The 21,075-nt window shown below is 62.9% G+C and carries 21 protein-coding genes and 1 pseudogene; 10 read left to right on the forward strand and 12 right to left on the reverse strand.

The window, feature by feature from the left end:
• The first annotated feature begins 49 nt into the window (after window positions 1-49).
• The 3 genes from HALZIN_RS0110150 (at window position 50) to HALZIN_RS0110160 (ending at window position 2,838) form a co-directional block, all read left to right on the forward strand.
• A complete protein-coding gene (locus tag HALZIN_RS0110150; protein ID WP_031384105.1) occupies window positions 50-466 on the forward strand; it encodes a CopG family transcriptional regulator in 417 nt (138 codons plus the stop codon).
• Between the two features lie 23 nt (window positions 467-489).
• Window positions 490-1,827 carry an extracellular catalytic domain type 1 short-chain-length polyhydroxyalkanoate depolymerase gene (locus HALZIN_RS0110155; protein ID WP_031384106.1) on the forward strand — a complete coding sequence of 446 codons (1,338 nt, stop codon included), beginning with the start codon at window positions 490-492 and terminating at the stop codon, window positions 1,825-1,827.
• 474 nt (window positions 1,828-2,301) lie between these two features.
• Window positions 2,302-2,838 (forward strand): hypothetical protein, encoded by a 537-nt coding sequence (locus HALZIN_RS0110160; RefSeq protein WP_084173492.1) that lies wholly within the window; start codon window positions 2,302-2,304, stop codon window positions 2,836-2,838.
• A 120-nt stretch (window positions 2,839-2,958) separates the two neighbouring features.
• Here HALZIN_RS0110160 and HALZIN_RS0110165 read toward each other — a convergent pair whose 3' ends face one another.
• Both HALZIN_RS0110165 and HALZIN_RS0110170 read right to left on the reverse strand, forming a co-directional pair.
• A complete protein-coding gene (locus HALZIN_RS0110165; RefSeq protein ID WP_031384108.1) occupies window positions 2,959-3,261 on the reverse strand; it encodes a LacI family DNA-binding transcriptional regulator in 303 nt (100 codons plus the stop codon).
• A gap of 143 nt (window positions 3,262-3,404) precedes the next feature.
• Entirely contained in the window at window positions 3,405-4,370 is a 966-nt protein-coding gene (locus HALZIN_RS0110170; protein ID WP_150113106.1) for a LysR family transcriptional regulator, read from the reverse strand.
• 154 nt (window positions 4,371-4,524) lie between these two features.
• Here HALZIN_RS0110170 and HALZIN_RS0110175 point away from each other — a divergent pair, with 154 nt between their 5' ends.
• From HALZIN_RS0110175 to HALZIN_RS0110185, 3 genes and pseudogenes are all read left to right on the forward strand, one after another.
• On the forward strand, window positions 4,525-4,929 hold the full coding sequence (locus tag HALZIN_RS0110175; RefSeq protein ID WP_031384110.1) for a RidA family protein: 405 nt from the start codon (window positions 4,525-4,527) through the stop codon (window positions 4,927-4,929).
• 306 nt (window positions 4,930-5,235) lie between these two features.
• Window positions 5,236-5,409 (forward strand): annotated as a pseudogene (locus HALZIN_RS18400) (IS1380 family transposase); the annotation flags it as partial.
• Between the two features lie 498 nt (window positions 5,410-5,907).
• A complete protein-coding gene (locus tag HALZIN_RS0110185; RefSeq protein WP_031384112.1) occupies window positions 5,908-6,774 on the forward strand; it encodes a sirohydrochlorin chelatase in 867 nt (288 codons plus the stop codon).
• A gap of 150 nt (window positions 6,775-6,924) precedes the next feature.
• Here the strand turns inward: HALZIN_RS0110185 and HALZIN_RS0110190 are convergent, their stop codons facing one another.
• Window positions 6,925-7,518: an inorganic diphosphatase gene (locus HALZIN_RS0110190; protein WP_231664797.1), complete on the reverse strand. Its 594-nt coding sequence runs from the start codon at window positions 7,516-7,518 to the stop codon at window positions 6,925-6,927.
• A 224-nt stretch (window positions 7,519-7,742) separates the two neighbouring features.
• On the opposite strand from HALZIN_RS0110190, the gene hmuQ reads away from it, so the two are divergent.
• From hmuQ to HALZIN_RS0110205, 3 genes are read left to right on the forward strand one after another with little or no spacing between them, the layout of a single operon-like run.
• On the forward strand, window positions 7,743-8,075 hold the full coding sequence (hmuQ, locus tag HALZIN_RS0110195) for a heme-degrading protein HmuQ (RefSeq protein ID WP_031382555.1): 333 nt from the start codon (window positions 7,743-7,745) through the stop codon (window positions 8,073-8,075).
• Between the two features lie 8 nt (window positions 8,076-8,083).
• Complete coding sequence (locus HALZIN_RS0110200; RefSeq protein ID WP_084173494.1) at window positions 8,084-8,803, forward strand: SDR family NAD(P)-dependent oxidoreductase; 720 nt, start codon at window positions 8,084-8,086, stop codon at window positions 8,801-8,803.
• On the forward strand, window positions 8,796-9,131 hold the full coding sequence (locus HALZIN_RS0110205) for an integrase core domain-containing protein (RefSeq protein WP_031384115.1): 336 nt from the start codon (window positions 8,796-8,798) through the stop codon (window positions 9,129-9,131). Before HALZIN_RS0110200 ends, HALZIN_RS0110205 begins: the two co-directional genes overlap by 8 nt.
• Before the next feature lie 54 nt (window positions 9,132-9,185).
• Here the strand turns inward: HALZIN_RS0110205 and HALZIN_RS18540 are convergent, their stop codons facing one another.
• From HALZIN_RS18540 to HALZIN_RS0110250, 9 genes are all read right to left on the reverse strand, one after another.
• Window positions 9,186-9,311 (reverse strand): hypothetical protein, encoded by a 126-nt coding sequence (locus HALZIN_RS18540; RefSeq protein ID WP_268871179.1) that lies wholly within the window; start codon window positions 9,309-9,311, stop codon window positions 9,186-9,188.
• Between the two features lie 197 nt (window positions 9,312-9,508).
• Window positions 9,509-11,083 carry a glutamine-hydrolyzing GMP synthase gene (guaA, locus tag HALZIN_RS0110215; protein ID WP_031384116.1) on the reverse strand — a complete coding sequence of 525 codons (1,575 nt, stop codon included), beginning with the start codon at window positions 11,081-11,083 and terminating at the stop codon, window positions 9,509-9,511.
• A 121-nt stretch (window positions 11,084-11,204) separates the two neighbouring features.
• Window positions 11,205-12,674: an IMP dehydrogenase gene (gene guaB / locus HALZIN_RS0110220; RefSeq protein ID WP_031384117.1), complete on the reverse strand. Its 1,470-nt coding sequence runs from the start codon at window positions 12,672-12,674 to the stop codon at window positions 11,205-11,207.
• 158 nt (window positions 12,675-12,832) lie between these two features.
• Window positions 12,833-13,213 (reverse strand): RidA family protein, encoded by a 381-nt coding sequence (locus HALZIN_RS0110225; RefSeq protein ID WP_031384118.1) that lies wholly within the window; start codon window positions 13,211-13,213, stop codon window positions 12,833-12,835.
• A 59-nt stretch (window positions 13,214-13,272) separates the two neighbouring features.
• Entirely contained in the window at window positions 13,273-14,040 is a 768-nt protein-coding gene (locus HALZIN_RS0110230) for an Ldh family oxidoreductase (RefSeq protein ID WP_031384119.1), read from the reverse strand.
• On the reverse strand, window positions 14,037-15,758 hold the full coding sequence (locus HALZIN_RS0110235; protein WP_031384120.1) for a hypothetical protein: 1,722 nt from the start codon (window positions 15,756-15,758) through the stop codon (window positions 14,037-14,039). Before HALZIN_RS0110235 ends, HALZIN_RS0110230 begins: the two co-directional genes overlap by 4 nt.
• Window positions 15,751-17,337: a BCCT family transporter gene (locus tag HALZIN_RS0110240; protein WP_031384121.1), complete on the reverse strand. Its 1,587-nt coding sequence runs from the start codon at window positions 17,335-17,337 to the stop codon at window positions 15,751-15,753. Before HALZIN_RS0110240 ends, HALZIN_RS0110235 begins: the two co-directional genes overlap by 8 nt.
• A gap of 64 nt (window positions 17,338-17,401) precedes the next feature.
• Window positions 17,402-18,394 (reverse strand): dipeptidase, encoded by a 993-nt coding sequence (locus HALZIN_RS0110245; protein ID WP_031384122.1) that lies wholly within the window; start codon window positions 18,392-18,394, stop codon window positions 17,402-17,404.
• Between the two features lie 23 nt (window positions 18,395-18,417).
• Window positions 18,418-19,860, reverse strand: a complete 1,443-nt coding sequence (locus HALZIN_RS0110250) for an aldehyde dehydrogenase family protein (protein WP_031384123.1) — start codon at window positions 19,858-19,860, stop codon at window positions 18,418-18,420.
• Window positions 19,861-19,975: 115 nt separating this feature from the next.
• Here HALZIN_RS0110250 and HALZIN_RS0110255 point away from each other — a divergent pair, with 115 nt between their 5' ends.
• On the forward strand, window positions 19,976-20,887 hold the full coding sequence (locus HALZIN_RS0110255) for a LysR family transcriptional regulator (RefSeq protein ID WP_035575290.1): 912 nt from the start codon (window positions 19,976-19,978) through the stop codon (window positions 20,885-20,887).
• The last annotated feature ends 188 nt before the right edge of the window (window positions 20,888-21,075 follow it).

A 21,075-nucleotide genomic window follows, 5' to 3' on the forward strand; every position in this document is an offset into this window, starting at 1 on the left:
TGGATTCTTTATGGATGGTTCAATAAGCAAGTCAACGAGGCATGGACACATGAGCGTGCATGAACTGCGCCGCAAGACCGGCGACTCCAGCGAGAAGATCACCATCAACCTGGGGGTCGTCGACCTGGGGCAGATCGATCTGCTGGTCCAGGAAGGGTTCTATTCCAATCGCACCGACCTGATCCGCACGGCCATCCGCAACCAGCTGGCGACCCATGCCGAGGCGGTCAGGGAGACCGTGACCCGCAAGGCCTTCGTGCTGGGGCTGGAGCACTACAGCCGCCAGGATCTGGAAGCCCTGCAGGCGTCGGGCGAGACGTTGCAGATCCAGGTCCTGGGGATGGCCAGCATTGCCGACGACGTATCACCGGAGCTTGCCCGCGCCACCATCGAGTCGGTGGTCGTGCTGGGTGCCCTGCATGCCAGCAAGGCGGTCAAGGCCGCCCTGGCGGATCGAATCCACTGAATTATTGAATAGGGATATTGACGATGATCGACGCCGCCATGACGAAGCGAATCGAAGAAGCGACGCGGCTGACCCGCGCCGGAAAGCTGCACGAGGCCATGGCCGTCCTGCAGGGCGCGATGCCCAGGGACCCGTGCCGCAACGGCGAGGCCTTCGAGGGGACTACCTTCGAGGGGAATACCTTCGAGGGGAGCTGCCAGGTCGTCGACGAGGAGATGACGGCCTCGAAACCTGATTCGGAATCGCGCCGGACAGATGAAACGAGAACGCAAACGGACACTCTGTCCGCAGCTGGCCCTGCCAATCAGGCTTCAAATTGGGGAGTCCCGAGCGGCGATATTGGCGTGCCCGCCGCATGGCGCGACAAGTGGCTCAAGTTTCGCGGCGCCATAGCGCAGCCCGAGAGCGCGCAGCCCGAGCATGCACGGGGAACCATCGAGGAGGCACGGCCCGGCGCGTTCACTGCCGGTCGATTCACCAACCCGGTCGGCACCCGCGATTACAAGCTGTATATCCCCAGCGGCCATCACGGCCAGGCACTCCCGCTGGTGGTCATGCTGCATGGTTGCACGCAGGACCCCGACGACTTCGCCGCCGGAACCGACATGAATCGGCTGGCCGAGGAGCAGCTGTTCTGCGTGCTCTACCCGGCCCAGCCGATGACCGCCAACAGCTCGAAGTGCTGGAACTGGTTCAAGGCCGAAGACCAGCAGCGCGAGGGCGGCGAGCCGGCGATCATCGCCGGCATGGCCCGTCGGGTGATCGACACGCACGGGCTCGATGCCAGCCGGGTCTATGTCGCCGGGCTGTCGGCTGGCGGGGCCATGGCGACGACCCTGGCGATGACCTATCCGGATCTCTTCGCGGCGGTGGGCGTGCATTCCGGGCTGCCCCACGGCGTGGCGCGAAGTCTTCCCGATGCCCTGGGGGCGATGCAGGGCGGCACGGGCCCCCTGGGAGGTGGTGGCGCGGCGCAAGCAAGCGGGTGGGCGTCGGAGGTGCCGGCCATCATCTTTCATGGCGATCGCGACACCACCGTGCACCCCAGCAATGCGGATCGTGTTGCCGCCCAGTACGCCGCCGCGCGCAAACAGGTCGAGACGGCCAGCGAGCGCGAGGGCAACGCCAGGGTCGCGGTGGAAAAAGGTCAGGTGGCCAATGGCCATGCCTATACGCGCACCACGCATCATGATGCCAGGGGCGACCCGCGTCTGGAGCAGTGGCGGGTACAGGGCGCGGGCCACGCCTGGTCGGGAGGCAGCGCAAAGGGAAGCTATACCGATCCCAAGGGCCCCGATGCCGCCCGGGCAATGCTGCGCTTCTTCCATCGCCATCAGCAGGGCAAACGCAGCGCGAGCTAAGGCGCCACCTGGCGGACGTTGAGTACGTCAGGGGCAAGCCGCTAGCAGTCACGTCAGACCGTGCATCCGGGCCATTTGGTGACCGTCGTGAACGACCTGGCGTGCGCGCCCATACGGCGTTAAAAATCGGCTCGGGCGCGAGTCCGATCAAAATGCTCATTTACACCCCGTAAACTCGCGTGCGAGCCCAGTCCGCTTTTTCGCCAATTTTTTCCTTGTCTTGCCTTCGCTCGCCGACTTTTCGTACAAACCCTAGCCCGCGAAGAACCAAAATTATTATTTGCAAAATAGTGGTGCCTTCTACACTGGGTAGTGACCGTAAGGTTCTCTGGCATAAATCGACAAACAGGAATCGATAGCAAAAAACGGTGGCCGTTGTCGGCAGCATGGTGCGGACGACAAGGAGCTTGAAGTCTTAATCTCATAGACGACAACAGACTTCATTAAAAGCTGATGTTAGCAAGGAGTATCATCATGAATGTTTTTGTAAATTCTTCTCTCCCCGTGCTGGTTGGGGCTTCTCTTCTGTTTGCCTCCTCTGCCATGGCCCAAGAGATAGGCCCGCAGACGGGTGACAGGGAGTTCTCCCTCTCCGGTACCGGTAGCAGCAGCAAGGACTTCGACAACGGCAGCTTCGGCATTTCCGGCGACTACGGCTGGTACCTGTCGGATCGCACGCTGATGGGTATTCGTCAGAGCGTCAATTTTGCTGACGTGGAAGGCGATGACAACGTCTGGAATGGTAGCACTCGGGGCTTTGCCGATTACCACTTCGGCCGAGGCGCGGCCCGGCCTTTCGTGGGTGCCTCACTCGGTGGCATTTATGGTGACGCCGTGAAGGACACCGGCATCGCCGGCCTGGAAACTGGCCTCAAGTACTATATGCTGCCCACCACCTTCGTGCAGGCAAGAGCCGAGTACCAGTTCTTGTTCGATAGCAGCGACAGTGCCGAAGACAACTACGACGACGGCGCCTGGGCCTATACCTTCGGCATGGGTATCAACTTCTGAGGATCAGCACTGATCCCATGCTTGTGAAGTGATCCACTTGGAGCGGACACCCCAGGCGATAGGGGTGTTCGTGGCCAATTCGTGACCGAGAAGCCACGACATCCGTTTCCGATGCTCCGTTCATCGCCGAGTGTATTGCACAGCAGAATGCCCTACCCCCGCCGCTGCGCCGCTTCCTGGATGCCGCCAATCACCCGGGCAAAGAAAGGTGTTGGCGATGGTCGGCACCAGCACCACCAGGTTGCGGGTGCGTTGCGACCGGAACTGCACCGCCATGAGATTCGGCCGGTAACCAGCCTGCTCGACGGCGGCCAGCACCCTGGCGCGCGTTCCCGGCGACACGATGTCAGGGGTCTTCAAGGTGCGCGACACCGTCGCCACCGACACACCGACCAACTCGGCCACCTTACGAATATTGGTCATCCCTGGCTGTGAACCTCCTCGTCTCGTCGCCTACCTCGGCACCCTCATGCGCGCCAGTCTACTGCATCATTGCCCCTGGCTCATCGGTACACCCGCTCGCGCCCCTGCGACCTAGTAGAGCGTTCCAACAATACGCTTACGTATTATGCGCCCTCCAAGTCGAACTGCTTCCAGCGGAAGACAACCGGGGCCGCGTTCATTTCACCGATGCCCTTCAGGATGCGCGCCTTGAGTTCGGCGATCCAATCGATGAATACGCGCAGCTTCGCGCTGACATGCCGGTTTGGCGGAAACGCCAGGTACAACGGCATCGGGTCGAGCTGCCAATCCTCGAAAAGGGCCACCAACTCCCCCGAGGCGAGATGGTCCCTGGCCATGTAGTCCGGCAGCCACAGGATGCCCAAGCCGGCCAGGCCCGCCGCAAGATAGCTATTGCCATCGTCCGTCGACAGGACGTAGCGGCCCTGCACCTTGATGCTCTCCTGATCGCGATGCATGGCGAAGGGCTTGCCGAGACGGGACCCCAGGAAGCCCACGATTCGGTGCTGGGTATTTTCCAGTTCCCGAGGGTGCGAGGGCGAACCGGCACGCTCCAGGTAGCTCGGCGCTGCATAGACCCCCAGCCGCAGGTCGCCGATGCGCCGCGCCATCAGCGATTGATCGGTCAGCTCGCCACCGCGCACCACGCAATCCACCTTCTCGTCGATGATGTCCACCATGCGATCGCTGACGCCCAGGTCCAGCTGGATTTCCGGGTAACGGGCATGGAAGGCAGGCAGTGCCGGTATAAGAATCATGCGAGCCAGTGGACTGGGGACATCCACCCGCAACCGCCCCCTGGGTACGCTCGAGGCGCCAGACAGGCTGGTCTCGGCATCATCCAGGTCAGCCAGCAAGCCTAGCACCCGCTCATAGTAGGCGGCGCCGTCGGCGGTCACGTTGACCTTGCGCGTGGTGCGGTTCAGCAGGCGAACGCGCAAGCGTGCCTCCAACTGCTGCACGAGCTGCGTGACGCTGGTCTTGCTCATGTGAAGGGTGTCGGCGGCCTTGGTGAAGCTGCCGGTTTCCACCACCCGCGCAAACGCCTGCATTGCATCGAAACGGTCCATGGCTTCCCTAAATAGTGACCCAGGGCTCTTCGTGATTGTTCGTGATCTGCAAACAGTGATGGCCAGGCTTGCTCGTTTATCCGCGCCCCCACGGCTCCTAAATTATCACCATCGTTGACACGGGTCGCTTCGGCCCGCTGATGGAGACAAGACCATGACCAAGCGTGACGTCGTTTTCCCGGCCGGGCGCCAGGCGCTCTACGAGCGGAACCGCTATTCGCCGGCGATTCGATCCAATGGGTTCCTGTTCGTCTCGGGCCAGGTGGGTAGTCGGGAAGACGGCTCCCCCGAGCCGGACCTGGAGGCACAAGTCCGGCTCGCCTTCGACAATCTGGTGGCGATCCTGAAAGCAGCGGGATGCACCTTCGACGACGTGGTCGATGTCACCGTGTTCATGGTCGATCCCCAATCGACCTTCGAGACGGCCTGGAAGGTGGTGCCAGAGTTCTGGGGGAGCGCGCCGCACCCGACACTGACCGCCGTGGGTGTCACCTGGCTCTATGGCTTCGATTTTGAAATCAAGGTGATAGCGAAGCTGCCGGAATCGGCCACCGAATGAGCCCGGCATTGCGGGTAGCCTTCGTTGACTATCCTGCACCGTGTCGGATCGACTACCCAGTAGTTTCTCCGCGAGCAATATCGTGCTCGCTAATGACCGTCACCACTCTCGGCCACCACTCGTGCCCCAGGGGTAAAGATGTCGCGCCCGGCAAGGATCTTCGTAGCTCGCTCGCGCAGCGTATCGCTCTCGATCAGTTCGAGACGAAACAGCGAGGTGGACGCCCGGAAGGAGAAGGTCGATGGCTACACGTCGATCGCCGCCTATCTGGGCAATGAAGGCTGGTGCCAGGGCCTGGAGCTGCGTCCCGGCAAGCGGCGCCGGATACGCACCGTATTGCAGGAACTGGTCCATCGTGCCGCCGTGGTAGTCCACAAGGCCCGTCAGATCATCCTCGATGTCGGGCAGGACATTGGCCGCATGAGGGTGTTGAACACCCTGCGGAGCCGGCTGCGTTACCCGCGAGGGTCGCCCTGCTGATCGCCTGTGGGGGAATGTCACTTGGAAGAGGGCTGATGGTCACCAGCAGCCAGCATCGCCATGCCCGGCGGGTAGAAATGCATGACAAAACGGATCATCGTCGCCGGCCGACGCGGCAATGGTTGGCCATCGCAGACATGCGTTCGGCGATTGAGACGGGATCGGAGGTCAAAAAATGCTCGCTGGCGGTGACAGGGAAAGTGCCGATGCCGGCTTCACGGATTCACGGATTCAGGAATACTATTGCTAGTATTTTTCCCCGCCCTATCGACTTGGCTCCCTGATTTTTTCCGATGAGCTGATACCTACGAGTCCTGCATGCCCTGATCAGGGCCCAGGCTGCCGGAGATGGTAATCTAAGCTGGGAGTCAACTGGGCCGGCATTCTCCGGCAGGCGCCACGCCTTCCAAGACCAAGGCCGCGCGCCGCGATGCGACTTGACTGCCACCCGTGGCGGTAGTGTGATGAGGCCCTCTGTCATATCGCCCCGAGGCCTCAATGCGAAAGATTCTGCTCGTCGACAACGGCTCGCTGCGCCCCCAGGCCACGCTCAACCTGCGTCGCCTTGCACATGCCCTGAGCCAGGCCACCGGCGAGGCGGTCGAGGCCACGTCGCTGCTGCATTCGTACAAGATCCCCCCGGAGGAGCTCGGCGGCCACAAGGCCGTGACACTGGGGCCGCTGGCCGAACGGGCCGCCGCCCAGGGCGTGACCGAGCTGGTCATTCTGCCGTTCTTCTTCGGCCCCAGCCGGGCGTTGACCACTTATATGCCGGAGCGCCTGGCCGAGGTACAGGCCAACTACCCGCAACTCGGCGTCAAGGTCGCCCTGCCGCTGGTCGACAGCCAGGCAACGCCGGATCTGCGCCTGGCGCAGCTGTTGGCGGGCAATGTGCGCGAGCGCCTGGCGGGGCTGACGCACCCCAGGGTGGTGCTGGTCGATCACGGCAGCCCGATCCCCGAGGTCACGGCGGTGCGCAACTATCTGGCCGGCCAGTTGAGCGCGCTGCTCGCCGATGAAGCCGGCTGCGTGACATTCGCCTCGATGGAGCGGCGCGAAGGCGAGGCCTACCGCTTCAACGAACCACTGCTGGAAGACCTGCTGGCCTCGCCGGCGCTGGCCGGCAGCGAGGTAATCCTGGCCATGCTGTTCCTGTCGCCGGGCCGCCACGCCGGCGAAGGCGGCGACATCGCGGAAATCTGCGAGCAGGCGATGGCGCGCTCCCCCGGCCTGAGCGTCACCCCGACGCGGCTGGTGGGCGAGAACGACGCCATCGTCGACATTCTCGCCAGCCGCCTGCACCAGGCGCTTGCCGGCGAGCCGCTGCTGCTGGCGATGCCGTCTAAAGGCGCCGCCACCCCCTGATACCATCGCATTATTCAAGCCATTGGCCGGTACACCGGCCAATGCGTTCACCGCCTATTGCTCGCTACGCTCGTTGCGCTCATTACTTGCGCTACTGGCCACGGCCGCCCGCTGGGCCACTGGGCGCGGGCGGCCGACGGGGTTCGGTGGTTATTGGGCGCTACGGTAGTCGTTCAGGGCACCGGAGACGATGTCGCGCGCTTCGCTGGCGTCGCCAAAGCCATTGAGTTCGATGTTGCCGCCGTCGGGCAGATTCTTGTAGACGCGGAAGAAGGCGTTCAATCGCTCTACGTCCATTTTCGGCAGGTCGTCCATCTCGTCGATGTCGGCGTAGGTGGGGTCCACGTCGTCGGCCGGTACGGCGATGATCTTGTCGTCGCTCTCCCCGTCATCGATCATGCGCAGCACCCCGATGGCCTTGGCCTTGATGACCGCGCCCGGGTAAATGGCATCACGGGTCAGCACCAGGGCATCGAGCGGGTCGCCGTCTCCACCCGCCGAGCTGGTGATGGAGCCGTAATTGGCCGGGTAACGCACCGGCATCGAGACGTAGCGATCGACGATCAGCTGGCCGTTCTCGGTATTGATCTCGTACTTGGTAAAGCTGCCAGCAGGGATTTCGTTGACCACATGAAAGGTTGCCGGGGCGTCCTCGGTCTGCGGGTAGTCGAACACATTTTGGGCCTGGGCGGTGGCGGATGCCAGCAGGCTACCGGCGATCAATGTCATTGCGAGTGATTTCAAGTCGAATCTCCTGAGTCTGGGGCGAGGCCCTGAGGCTAGGAGATTTCCATGACAGCCCCATGACAGCCGCCACAGCTACAGCCGAGTCGCTGGCTCGGCGCCCGGCTCACAGCACGAGCGCGAGCATTGCCGCTCGCAGGTCCCAGGCGCCCGCTTGTCGCTCATCGGGTAAGCTGTCATCGTCGGTCGGATCGACTACCCAGCGACCATAAGGACAGTGCCCCGTGTTCATCGCCATGAATCGTTTCCGGGTGAATCCCGAGAGAGTTGATGAGTTCGAACAGATATGGCTCGAGCGGGAGACCCACCTGCAGGGCCTGCCCGGCTTCATCGAGTTTCACATGCTACGCGGCCCCAAGGAGGAAGACCACGTGCTCTACGCCTCGCATACCCTCTGGCGTTCGCGCGAGGATTTCGAGGCCTGGACGCACTCCGAGGCGTTTCGCGCCGCACATGCCAATGCCGGCCAGAGCCGCCGTGAGGGGCTTTATCTCGGCCCGCCGAAGTTCGAGGGCTTCGAGGTCATCCAGACCATCGCCAAGAACAACGATGCCTGAACTCGCCCATGACTGAGCTCCACGATCGGCCGCCGCTGGCGGTCGTCACCGGCGCCAACACCGGGCTGGGTCTTGAAACCGCCAAGGGCCTGCTGAGCGAGGGCTACCGCGTCATCGTGGCGGCGCGCAACCCGGACAAGGGCCACGCGGCGGTCGGTGCGCTTCGCGGTGAAAGCCCGGGAGTCGACGTTCGCTTCGAGCCGCTCGACCTGGACAGTCTGGCCTCGGTGCGTGACTTCGCGGCCACGTTGCGCGCCAGCGAAACCTCGCTGGCGCTGCTGATCAACAATGCGGGCATCATGGCGTTGCCGCTGCGAAAGCTGACCCAGGATGGCTTCGAGCGCCAGCTCGGCGTCAACTATCTGGGCCATTTCCTGCTGACCAGCCTGCTGTTGCCCCTGCTGGTGTCGGCCCCGGCACCCCGCGTCGTGCAACTCTCGAGCCTGGCGCACCGCGGCGGACAGATCGATTTCGACGATCTCCAGGGCGAGCGCCGCTACGACCCCTGGCGTGCCTATCGCCAGTCCAAGCTCGCCATGCTGCTGTTCAGCCAGGCTTTGCAACGCCACAGCGACGATGAAGGCTGGGGGCTGACCAGCCTGGCGGCTCACCCCGGTCTCGCGCGTACGGCGCTGTTCGATCATGGCGTCAAAAGCCGCGCGGTGGTGGGTAGTCTCTTCAAGGTGTTGATGCCGTGGATCAGCCAGACCGCCGCCGCGGGTGAGTAATGACAACCCGTTCAGCGAAAGCCAGTTCAAGACCAGCAAGTACCAGCCCGACTATCCCGGGCGCTTCGAAAGCATTGTCCATGCCCGGCAGTGGTACCGCGCCTATGTCGACTGGTACAACCTGCAGCACCCTCACAGCGGGCTGGCTTCACCCCGGAGCAGGTCTTCACCGGCCGATATCGCGAGATTGCGGAGGTCCGTCGACAGCTTCGAGGCGCACCCCGAGCGGTTCCTACGCGGACGCCCCAAGGTGGCGATGCCACCGGCCAGTGTCTCGATCAATCCGGTACAGCCCGATGACGACGACCCGGCCCCTACAGCGCGGTGAACTTCCCGACACTGGCGGCGGCAAGCGGCACCGCGACGAAATCGACACTAATTTTTAACGATCTGTCCGAATCAGGTTGACAGGTTCCGACTCGGTCGAGAACTGACGACGGGTGCGCTTCTCCAGCTTGGGGTTCGGCGTGACCTGATGGTCGGGCAGCTCGGTTGGCGGTTTAGGCATGATACGGGCTCCTGAACCTCGGGCTCTGATATTGAGCTTAACTCACTGAGCCGGTGTATGGATTCAGGTTGACACACAGGGTCATCAGATGTTGGGTTATAGGCTTAACTGACTGGCATTAGCCAGTAAAGGCAGGCTTTCGTATGAGACGGGCGATGCAGCGGGGCTAGGCGGCTCTCGTCTGCCCTACTCGGCCATTACTCCCACTCGATCGTCGCTGGCGGCTTGCTGCTCACGTCGTACGTCACCCGCGATACACCGCTGATTTCGTTGATGATCCTATTGGAGACTTTCTCCAGCAGCTCGTACGGCAGGTGCGCCCAGCGGGCAGTCATAAAGTCGATGGTTTCCACGGCGCGCAGGGCGATGACCCATTCGTAGCGGCGGCCGTCGCCGACCACGCCGACGGATCTCACCGGCAGGAACACGGCGAAGGCCTGGCTGGTCTTGTGGTACCAGTCGGCGTTGTGCAGTTCCTCGATGAAGATGGCGTCGGCTTCGCGCAGGATGTCGGCGTATTCCTTCTTCACTTCGCCGAGAATGCGCACGCCCAGGCCCGGCCCCGGGAAGGGGTGGCGGTAGACCATGTCGTAGGGCAGGCCGAGTTCCAGGCCGAGCTTGCGCACCTCGTCCTTGAACAGCTCGCGCAGCGGTTCGACCAGCTTGAGCTTCATGGTCTCGGGCAGGCCGCCGACGTTGTGATGCGACTTGATCACATGCGCCTTGCCAGTCTTGCTGGCGGCGGATTCGATCACGTCCGGGTAGATGGTGCCCTGGGCGAGGAAGTCCACACCCTCGATTTTGGCGGCCTCGCGGTCGAACACGTCGATGAAGGTGTTGCCGATCGCCTTGCGCTTGGCCTCGGGGTCGTCCACGCCCTTGAGCTTGTTGAGAAACTCGTCCTCGGCGTCGACGCGGATCACCCGCACGCCCATGTGCCGGGCGAAGGTTTCCATCACCTGTTCGCCCTCGTCCTTGCGCAGCAGGCCGTTGTCGACGAACACGCAGGTCAGCTGGTCGCCGATCGCCTTGTGCAGCAGCGCGGCGACCACCGAGGAGTCCACTCCGCCGGAGAGGCCGAGCAGCACGTGGCGGTCGCCGACCTGGTCGCGCACGCGGGCGGAAAGGTCCTCGATGATCTTGGCCGGGGTCCACAGCTGTTCGGCGCCACAGATGCCCAGCACGAAGCGCTCGAGCAGGCGCTGGCCCTGCAGGGTGTGGGTTACTTCGGGGTGGAACTGTACGCCGTAGAAGCGCTTTTCCGGCCAGGTCATGGCGGCGATCGGGCAGCTCGGGGTACTGGCGGTAATGTTGAACGCCTCGGGCGCCTGGGCGACCTTGTCGCCGTGGCTCATCCACACGTCGAGCAGTGCGCTGCCGTCGTGGTCGACGTGGTCCTTGATGCCGCCGAGCAGGTCGTCGTCGCCGTCGACCTTGACCTGGGCGTAACCGAATTCATGCTTGTTGGAGCCCTCGACCCGGCCGCCCAGCTGCATGGCCATGGTCTGCATGCCGTAGCAGATGCCCAGCACCGGCAGGCCGAGTTCGAACACGCACTCGGGGGCGCGCGGCGAGCCATTGGCGACGGTGGATTCCGGCCCGCCGGAGAGGATGATGCCGTTGGGCGCGTACGCGCGGATCTCTTCCTCGGTGATGTCGAAGGCGCGCACTTCGGAATACACGCCGATCTCGCGCACGCGCCGCGCGATCAGTTGAGTGTACTGGGAGCCGAAGTCGAGGATCAGGATCTTGTGGGCATGAATGTCGGTCATGGAGGGGGCCACCGCCAGAGAAACGAGAAGGGACAAAAGGTAGAAGAAGGAAGGATGAAGGGGGAGAAGCCGTTTCTTCCCTCTTACCTCTTCCTTCTTCTTTATCTATTTTCGGGGCTGGTCAGCCAGCTCTGTAATTAGGAGCCTCTTTGGTGATCTGCACGTCGTGCACGTGGGACTCGGCGAAGCCGGCACCGGTGATCTGCACGAACTCGGGCTTGGTGCGCATCTCGTCGACGGTGCGGCAGCCGGTGTAGCCCATCGAGGCGCGCAGCCCGCCCATCAGCTGGTGGACGATGGCGCTCATCATGCCCTTGTAGGGCACGCGGCCTTCGATGCCTTCCGGCACCAGCTTCTCGGCGCCTTCGGACTTGTCCTGGAAGTAGCGGTCGGCGCTGCCCTGGCTCTGCGACATCGCGCCCATCGAGCCCATGCCGCGGTAGGCCTTGTAGGTACGCCCCTGGTAGAGCTCGACCTCGCCCGGGGCTTCCTCGGTGCCGGCCAGCAGGCCGCCGATCATCACTGTGCTGGCGCCGGCGGCGACGGCCTTGGCCAGATCGCCGGAGAAACGCACGCCGCCATCGGCGATCAGCGGGATATCGTAGGGCTTGAGCGCCTCGGCGACGTTGGAGACGGCGGTGATCTGCGGCACGCCGACGCCGGCGACGATGCGCGTGGTGCAGATCGAGCCGGGGCCGATGCCCACCTTGACGGCGTCCACGCCGGCTTCGGCCAGCGCTTTCGCCGCGTCCGCGGTGGCGATGTTGCCGCCGATCACCTGGATGTCGGGGAAGTGCTCCTTGACCCAGCGCACCCGCTCGATGACCCCGCGCGAGTGGCCGTGGGCGGTATCGACCACCACCGCATCGACGCCGGCCTCGGCCAGCGCGGCGATGCGCTCGGCGGTCTCCGCGCCGGTGCCCACCGCGGCGCCGACCAGCAAGCGGCCGTCGGCATCCTTGGCGGCGTTGGGGTAGGTGCGCGCCTTCTCGATGTCGCGCACCGTGACCAGCCCGCGCAGGCGGAAGGCGTCATCGACGATCAGGATCTTCTCGATGCGGTTTTCCTGCAGCTTGGCCTTGATGGCGTCCAGCGGCGTGCCCTCGGGCACCGTGACCAGCTTGTCGCGAGGCGTCATGATCGCCTCGACGTGATCGCTGTGGTCGGGCTGGAAGCGCATGTCGCGGCCGGTGACGATGCCCACCAGCGTCTCGCCCTCGACCACCGGGAAGCCGGAGTAGCCGTACTCGTCGGCCATCGCCAGCAGGTCGGTGAGCTTGGCCTGCGGGGCGACGGTCACCGGGTCCTTGACGATCACGCTCTCGTGCTTCTTGACCTTGCGCACTTCGGCGGCCTGGGCGGTGATCGACATGTTCTTGTGGATGATGCCGATGCCGCCTTCCTGGGCCATGGCGATCGCCAGCCGGGCTTCGGTCACGGTATCCATGGCGGAGGAGACGAGCGGGATGTTGAGCGTGAGGTTGCGGGTCAGGCGGGACTTGAGGCTGACGTCCTTGGGCAGGACATCCGAGTAGCCGGGAACGAGTAATACGTCGTCGAACGTAAGAGCTTCTTGCGCCATACGTAGCATATCGGAAACACCCAATGAGCAGATGGTGGGAGACGGGGCGTTGGAGAGTTAATCAACCATTATAAACCTCGGCCGTTTTTCACTCAATGCAACCGTCGATCGGCTACGGGCGGGCATCAGCTCAGTCAGCTACACAGATTCCTTCCGAGCCGCGTACATTACTCTGCTGCTATTGCTGCATAGGCGACCATCTCCACCCGCATCTCCTCGCGGGCGAAACCGGAAACGATGATCGCCGCACGGTTGGGATACGGTTCCTGCACATACTCGGCATAGACCCGGTTGACCGTAGCCAGATCGTCGCGGCGGGTCACGTAGATCAGCACCTGGGTCAGGGCGTGCATGCCGGCGCCAGCCTTCCTCAACGTGTGCTCAAGGTTGTCGAGGGTCTGGCGCACCTGGGCCTCGATACCGCCTTCGACCACCTGGCCATCGGCGTCGATCGGAATCTGGGCGGTGAACAGGAGACCGTTGCCGATCACGGCCCACTCTAAAGGGGCCTGGGAGGCAAAAAGATTGGTCTTGACTGGGGTAATCACGATAAGAGGTCTCGTTGGAATACTCGTAGGCTGTGACATGCGCGGGGATAGCCGCACCGCTAATCGTTATCGCTAGTGCCGGCTCCAGCGCCACTGCGAGAGGCATCGCTAGGTTCAACCAGGATCCGCGTGGCCAGCTGCTTCAGACGCGACCAGTGCGCCTCATCCACGGAGATGCCTTCGGCGAAGGCCTGGTCGCGGCAGGCGAGCAGGTCGGATTCCTCGTGTCGAGCCAGCAAGTCAAAGCGAAAGTCCGAGCGCATGGAGGGCAGGAGATCGACATGGTTGGCCATCACCAAGGTGACACCGTCGTTGGGTTCGTTCTCCTCGGGCACGTCGTGCACGGCGTAGACGCGGATTTCCGGCACCGGGCTACCGGCGCGAAAGCCGACAACCTGTTCGGTGAGCGGCATCTGCGCGTTGCGCCAGAATGCTGTGACGTTCATTCCACGGCCTGCCAGTCGCGCGAGATAGCCCATGATCAGCTGGCGGTTGTGACAGTGGCAAATCTTGACCACGGCCAAGCCTCGTGCACGCGCCTTGGCGAATCCCAGTTCCATGGCCAGGCTCGAACTGCGCAAGACGCTGTGACCATGGCCGTCGAGCACCGCCAGGTCGCCGTCCTGATACAAAACGCTGGGTAACGTTTCGGGGTCCTCGCCGAGCAGAAAATCCAGCCCGCGGTTCAGCGCTTCGAGCCCACCCAGGCCATAGCACTGCATCCAGGCCACCATATCCGCGGCATCCGCGGCATCGCCCTCGTCGAAGCCCATCCCTGTGAACGCCTTGCGGCATAGTCCCTGTAGCTCATTGTAAGACACCTTCATCGTTCACCTCCCTGATCACTGGTCCGCTCGGGCTCAACACGGCTCGGTTCCAGCGGAAAACTCCAGTCATCGAAACCGGCTAGATCCGCCGGCTCGGCATTGAGTTCCTCAACCAGCGGCGCGCCCTGAAACAACGTGATGCGTACCCAGCGATCGGACTTGGGGTCGAAGCGACTGGCACCGAAAAACGCCAGCTTGGCGCGTAATAGATGCATGGGTTTCATGTCGTGGTGCCACAGATTGGCGCGAATTTCCCCATAGGGCGTTTCCGCCATGCTCTGGATACGTCGCAGAATGTCCTTGTACCGCGGGCGGGCGATCAGGAACTCCACCACCAGCGCTCGGGGGTTGGCTTCCAGAAAAGCGCACACCGCGTCATACGCCTGGCGCACCCGAGGGGCGATCGCCAGCGGCATCTCTTTCTCGGCCCCGGGCTCGGCATGCCGTACGCCGAGACGCGGCTCCTCCTTCTCCGCCGAGCGATACCAGAACCAATAACAGGCGTCCGGGTCGTTGAAATCCTCGTCCAGCGCCCAGTCGTAATGGGTATCGATGAGCTGCTTCAAGCGTACCAGCGGCATGTCGGGGGTCAGTTCCAGCCCCTCATCGATGCCCATGCGCTCTTCAAGTGGATCCACCAGGCTCGGATAGAGCTCGATCAGCAGGGTATTGATCAACTCCTGGGCTTCCAGCGGCAAGGTACGTTCAGCCCAAGCCACCAGCTGTTGCCAAAGGTCCGGCTCCAGCGCCACTTCCTGCAGCCAGACCAGCACCTCTGGCAAAGCGTTAACGGTCGCCGTGTTGCGCTCACTCTGCTCGGCATCGGCGCTGACGGTTTGTTGCATGTGTCGCATGGCACGCCGGGTCAACTCGATCAATCGCTCGCGCTGTGCTTCGTCGGGCACTTGCTCAAGAGCCAGGGCCAGCGCGGTCTCGCGGCATGTCACCCACTGCTGGACCAGTTGGGGATGGTTGATCAAGAACGGCGCCATCCCCAAGCCGGTGGAATTACCGATGCCCAGATAGCGGCGCAGTTCGCGGCACAACGGCACGGCGGTTAGCGGCGCGCGGGCGCTGGCGATATGCTCCACCTGCTCGATGGAAAAATGCCGCAATAGATACACCGCCAGCATCTGGGCCGAGAACGGGCGACTGAAGTCGGGATTGCGCCGCAGGCGCACGAAATCGGCGATACCGAACTTGCCGTTGCCGTAGACGGCGGTGGTGCGATACAGATAGCCGACTCGGGTCAGCCAGTCCGGCTCCGGCTGTCGCCCCTCCCCCAGGGCTTCCACAAAATGGGCGAAGTTGCGCAGGCTCTTGTTAGCACGCGACAGCACCAGTAGGCGGGGATGCTGACGACCCGCCTCCTGCAACGGCACATTAGCCGCCATCTGCTCGAGCAATACCTCGTCGACATCCCCTTCGACCACGCCGAAGGTGGTGTCCCAGGCCTCGGCAATCACCCGGTCGGAACGGGCGCCCCCCCCCCGGCCCTGGGGCGTCTGCAATCGATAGATGGCGGTACCATAGCCCTCCTCGTCCAGCGCAAAGCGAACACGACTGATCTGCCAGCGCTCCCGCGCCATCTGGCGTACCAGACTACGCACGAAGCTCAGGCGGCTGGCGTGCAGACTCCCCAGACGTTCGAGGTCCATGACCCGCTCGGCGGGTCGATAGTGCAGTTGACGGTCAGTCTGGGGAACGCGTTCAGCCATGTTTTCTCTCCTTGGGTCCGACTATCAGCCCTTGCTCGCGGGCCATGGCATAGGCCGCCTGAGGGCCAGTCCAAAGTGATGGCAGCAATACCAGGGATACCGGGATCGCCGTGATCACGATGAACTGCTGCAGGACACTGATCTGCCCTGACCCCATGTACAGAAGAATCGCCGCCATCAAGGCCATGACGATTCCCCAGAAGGCGCGGATCAGCGGACTGGGATCATCGTGACCGGTGCCGACGACAGCGATGGCATAGCTCATCGAATCGCCGGTGGTGGCGACGAAGATGGTGGTCAACAGCAGAATCGCCAGCGCCATCAGCGTACCGCCCGGCAAGGCCTGAGCCACGGTCAACGTCGCCATGTCGAACTGGAAGTTGTTGAGCGCCTCGGTGAGGTCGATCGCCCCGGTCAACTGATAGTAGATGCCCGAGCCGCCCAGCAGGGTGAACCAGACCGTGGTAGCGAGGGGCGCCATCACCGCCACGCTCAGGATCGTCTGACGGATGGTGCGACCACGGGAAATGCGCGCCACGAAGATCGCCATCAACGGGCCATAGCCGATGAACCAGGCGAAGAAGAACACCGTCCACCACTGCATCCACCAGGCGGGGGCGGTCTCGGCGGTCATGGTCGCCATGCGGAAAAACGACGACAGATATTCACCGAAGCCTTGTGTGTAGGAGTTGGTCAGGAACAGGGTTGGCCCGAAGACGAAGATCACCGCCGCGATCGCCAGCGCCAGAAACACATTGAAGCGGCTGAGCATCTGGATACCACGGTCGATACCAGTCACCGCCGAGGTCACATAGACGGCGCCCAGCACTACCAGGATAACGAGTTGCGTGCCGTAGCCTTGCGAGAAACCGAACAGCTCGTGCAGGCCGAAGCTGACCTGGGTGGCCAGGAAGCCGATCGGCCCGACGGTGCCTGCGACGACCGCGATCACGCACAACGCATCGACGACTCCGCCGAGCCAGCCTTGCATCAGACGCTCGCCAAGCACCGGGATCAGCAGCGTGCGCGGTTGCAGCGGCTGGCCTTTATCGTAGTGGGCGTGCGCCAGGACCACGGCGGTCAGCGAGCCGAGAATCGCCCAGGCGAGAAAGCCCCAATGCATGAACGACTGGGCCAGCGCTCCAGGCACGGCTTCGGCGGTGCCCGCCCCGGTGGAGAATGCCGGTGGCGTGACCACGAAGTGATACACCGGCTCGCCGGCGGCGAAGAACACGCCCCCACCGGCGAGCAGGGTGCACATGATGATCGACAGCCACTTGAAGGTGCTCATTTCGGGCGTATCGCGGTTGCCGATCCGGGCGTTCGCCGCCGGGGTGACGGCCAGCCCCATGCCGATGAAAAACGTCAGCAACAGTAACAGCTGAAAATAGGAACCCAGTGTTCGCGCGGTCCAGGCGAAACCGGCGCCGATGCCGTCCGCCACCATGTCGATATTGTAGAGCGACAGAATCACGAACAGCAGCACAAAGCCAATACTCAGGCCGAGTACCACAGGATCCCCCAAGCGCGAGGTCTTCGCCTGGGAGGACAAAGAAAGTGATGAGCTATCATCTTTCATAAGTAAAAGCCTTTTTGTTGTTGGCGTTATGTCCTGCGCGAGTTCGCTACTGGGCCGGCGTTGCTCAATGCGTGATCGGCGAGGCGGCACGCTCCAGCAGGCCAACCCAGTTACGGCCCATGATGCGAGCCACCTCGGCATCATCGAACCCGCGTTGACGCAAGCCGCCAACTAGAGTGGGAAAGTCTCGATTGTCTCGGAACCAGGCCAGCGGAGGCGGCCATCCCGCGTTCGACGGGCTGCCCTCGCCATAGTCCATTTCCTTGGACCAACGGCCGTTGCGCATCCACTCCAGAACCGAGGGCGGCTGAGCCTGACACAGGTCGGTACCGATGGCGATATGCTCGATACCCATCAGGTCGGCGGTATTGGCGATCATGTCGCAGTAGTCTTCCAGCGTGCAGTCGGGGCCGTTCTTGAGATGAAACGGATAGGCCGAAAAGCCCAGCAGACCTCCGGATTCGGCAATAGCCCGCAGTACCCGGTCCGACTTGTTGCGCTTGGCGGCATGGAAGGAGCTTGGGTTGGCATGCGAGATGATCACGGGGCGTGCGGAGAGCTCGATCGCCTCCAGTGTCGAGCGTTCGGCGCTGTGCGACATGTCGATGACCATGCCGACGCGGTTCATCTCGCGGATCACCTGGCGGCCGAAGCGAGTAATACCGCTGTCCTCGGCCTCGTAGCAGCCACACGCCAGCAGGCTCTGATTGTTGTAGGTCAGCTGCATGATCAACAGCCCCAGCTCGCGCATCACCGCGACCATGTCGATGTCATCCTCGATCGGCGAGCAATTCTGGGCGCCGAGGAAGATCCCGACCTTGCCGGCCTGGCGAGCGCGCTCGATATCCGCCGCCTGCCGGACCGGCATAATCAGGTCATGGTGGGCCTCAAAGCGCCGATTCCACTCCCCCAGGCGCGACAACGTCTCACGGGTCGTTTCGTGATAGACCAGCGTCGCATGCACGGCATCGACGCCGCCCTCGTGCATCTGCTCGAAGATCTCCCGCGACCAGTTGGAATACTGCAGACCGTCGACGATCAGCATCTCTTTAGTCATGATGACGCTCCTCGGGCCTGGGATCAGTGGGCTTTGACATAACAGGTCTTGACCACGGTGTAGAACTCGCGGGCGTAGCGGCCTTGCTCGCGGGGGCCGAAGCTCGAGTCCTTGCGGCCGCCGAAGGGCACGTGATAATCGGTGCCGGCGGTGGCCAGATTGACCATCACGCAGCCGGTCTCGGCACGTGCCTTGAAGTCGTTGGCGAGCTTGAGCGACGCGGTAATGATCCCTGCGGTAAGACCGAAGTTGGTGTCGTTGAGGGTGGCGATGGCCTCCTCGTAGTCTTGCACCTTGATCACGCAGGCGATCGGACCGAAGACCTCCTCGCGATTGATGGCCATGGCATTGGTAGTGTCGGTGAACAGTGCCGGCGCCATGAAATAGCCGTCGGTATCGCGCTCAAGGCGCTCGCCGCCATGGGCCAGCGTTGCGCCGTCGGCCTGGGCGCGCTCGATCCATGCCAGGTTGGATTCCAGCTGGCGAGAGTCCACAACCGGGCCAATGTGCACGCCCTCTTCGAGGGCATGGCCAACCCGGATGCTCTCGAGCTTGGCAATCAGCTTGGCAACGAAGGCATCGTGCACTGCCTCGGTGACGATCAACCGCGACGACGCCGTGCATTTCTGGCCTGTGCCGGAGTAGGCGCCGGCGAAGGCGGCTTCTACGGCCAGCTCCAGATCGGCATCATCGGCCACGATCAACGCATTCTTGGAACCCATCTCGAGCTGACACTTGACCAGGTTTCCGGCGGTTGCCGCCGCCACCCGGCGCCCCACCTCCAGCGAGCCGGTAAAACTCACGGCTTGAATGTCGGGGCTCGCGACCAGCGCATCGCCGACGCTGCCGCCGGGGCCCATCAGCAGGTTGAATGTCCCGGCGGGCAGCTCCTGGCGGCTGATAATCTCGGCCAGAGCCCAAGCGCTGGCCGGCACCAGGTTGGCCGGCTTGAAGACCACCGCGTTACCGAAGGCCAGCGCCGGAGCGATCTTCCATACCGCCGTGGCCAGCGGGAAATTCCAGGGGCTGATGACTCCCACCACACCCACCGGCTCGCGGCGCGTATCGACCTCGACCCCCGGACGCACGGAATCGACGCGCTCGTCAATCTGGCGAAGCACTTCGGCAGCGTAATAGTGGAAGAACTGCCCGGAGCGGTGGACTTCGCCCATGCCCTCGGCCAGGGTCTTGCCCTCTTCGCGAGACAGCAGCCGGCCTAGCTCCTCCTTGCGCGCGATCAACTCGTCGCCGATCGCCATCAGCACGCCGTAGCGCACCTCTAGGCCGCTGTGGCGCCACTGCGCCGCGCCGCGCCTGGCAGCGTCAATGGCTTGGCGTACCTGATCGGCATCGGCCTGGGCAAACTCACCAACCACATCACTGACATCCGACGGATTGACGTTGGCCAGGCTGTTGCAGCCGTCGACCCAGGCACCGTCGATATAAAGGGAATGAACACGGGACATGAAAACCTCCTGAATGACATTACCGCCATCCTAAGAGAGGCTCTTTGATAAATATAATCAATAATAAAAATACTATGATAATATTTATTTACCACCTTTACGGATCGAGAGCGAGATGCTTGCCGAACTCAAGATTCATCAGTTGCGCTACGTTCTGGCCATCGTCGATGACGGCGGGTTTCACGCCGCCGCACGACGCCTGCACCGCACCCAACCGGCACTGTCCATGGCGATCAAGGAATTGGAACAGCGCCTGGGGCAGCGACTTTTCGAGAAAGGCGCGACCCTCACTCCCTTCGGCGAATACTGCGTACCCCGCTTTCGCGAGCTGATGTCCCAGCATGACCGCTTGAGCCGTGATATCGCTGCTCAGGCCGACGTTCAGGCCGGGCATATCGATATCGCCACTGTGCCGTCAGTTGCCAGCCGCGTGATTCCTCGCCTGCTCACCGAATTCATCGCTGCGTATCCCAATATTCAAGTCAGCCTGCATGATGGCAATTCGGACTTCGTGCGCCAGTTGGTCGGCAACGGCGAGGTCGACCTGGGCATCACCAGCCTATGGCAGGACGACGATGCGCTGGACTTCACCCCCCTGATGCACGATGCGATCGGTGTCGTGTGCCGTGAGGATCATCGCTTCGCCGAGCGCAAGACCTTGTCCTGGCAAGACTTGCAAGGGGAATCATTTATTCGCAACGGCACGTCGCGCCTGCTGGAAGATACCGCTGCGGCGCCTCTGCTGGCGCAGAGCGCCTTCTTCATTTCAAACATGATTTCGCTGACAGCCATGCTCGAGGCCGGCATCGGCATTACCACGCTACCGCGCCTGGCCTTTGCCGAGGAACACCGGCAGCTACGCTTCATCCCACTCGAAGTGCCCCGCGTGGAGCGCGAGATCGGCTTGCTGAAACTTGCCAGGCGCAGCCTGTCGCCGGCGGCCCAGGCAATGAAAGGATTTATTCTGGAGAGATTGGTGAATCCCGAGGTCAGAACTGACCCAACATGCCCTCACACTATCAATTGACGCGTGAAGCACTGCAGAAGCTCATGGCACGCCATCATGCACTGGAGAGAATTTATTGCCGATGGCGCTGGCCCGCCAGGCGAGATACCCCAAACAAAAAAACGCCCCGATCTTCGGACCGGGGCGCTGCCACTTCTAGGTGTCTTCGTTGCTACGCAGCGTTATTGCTCGGCAGTGTCTCGTGCTGG

Origin of the sequence: Halomonas zincidurans B6, assembly GCF_000731955.1 — a bacterium.
Taxonomy (GTDB): domain Bacteria; phylum Pseudomonadota; class Gammaproteobacteria; order Pseudomonadales; family Halomonadaceae; genus Modicisalibacter; species Modicisalibacter zincidurans.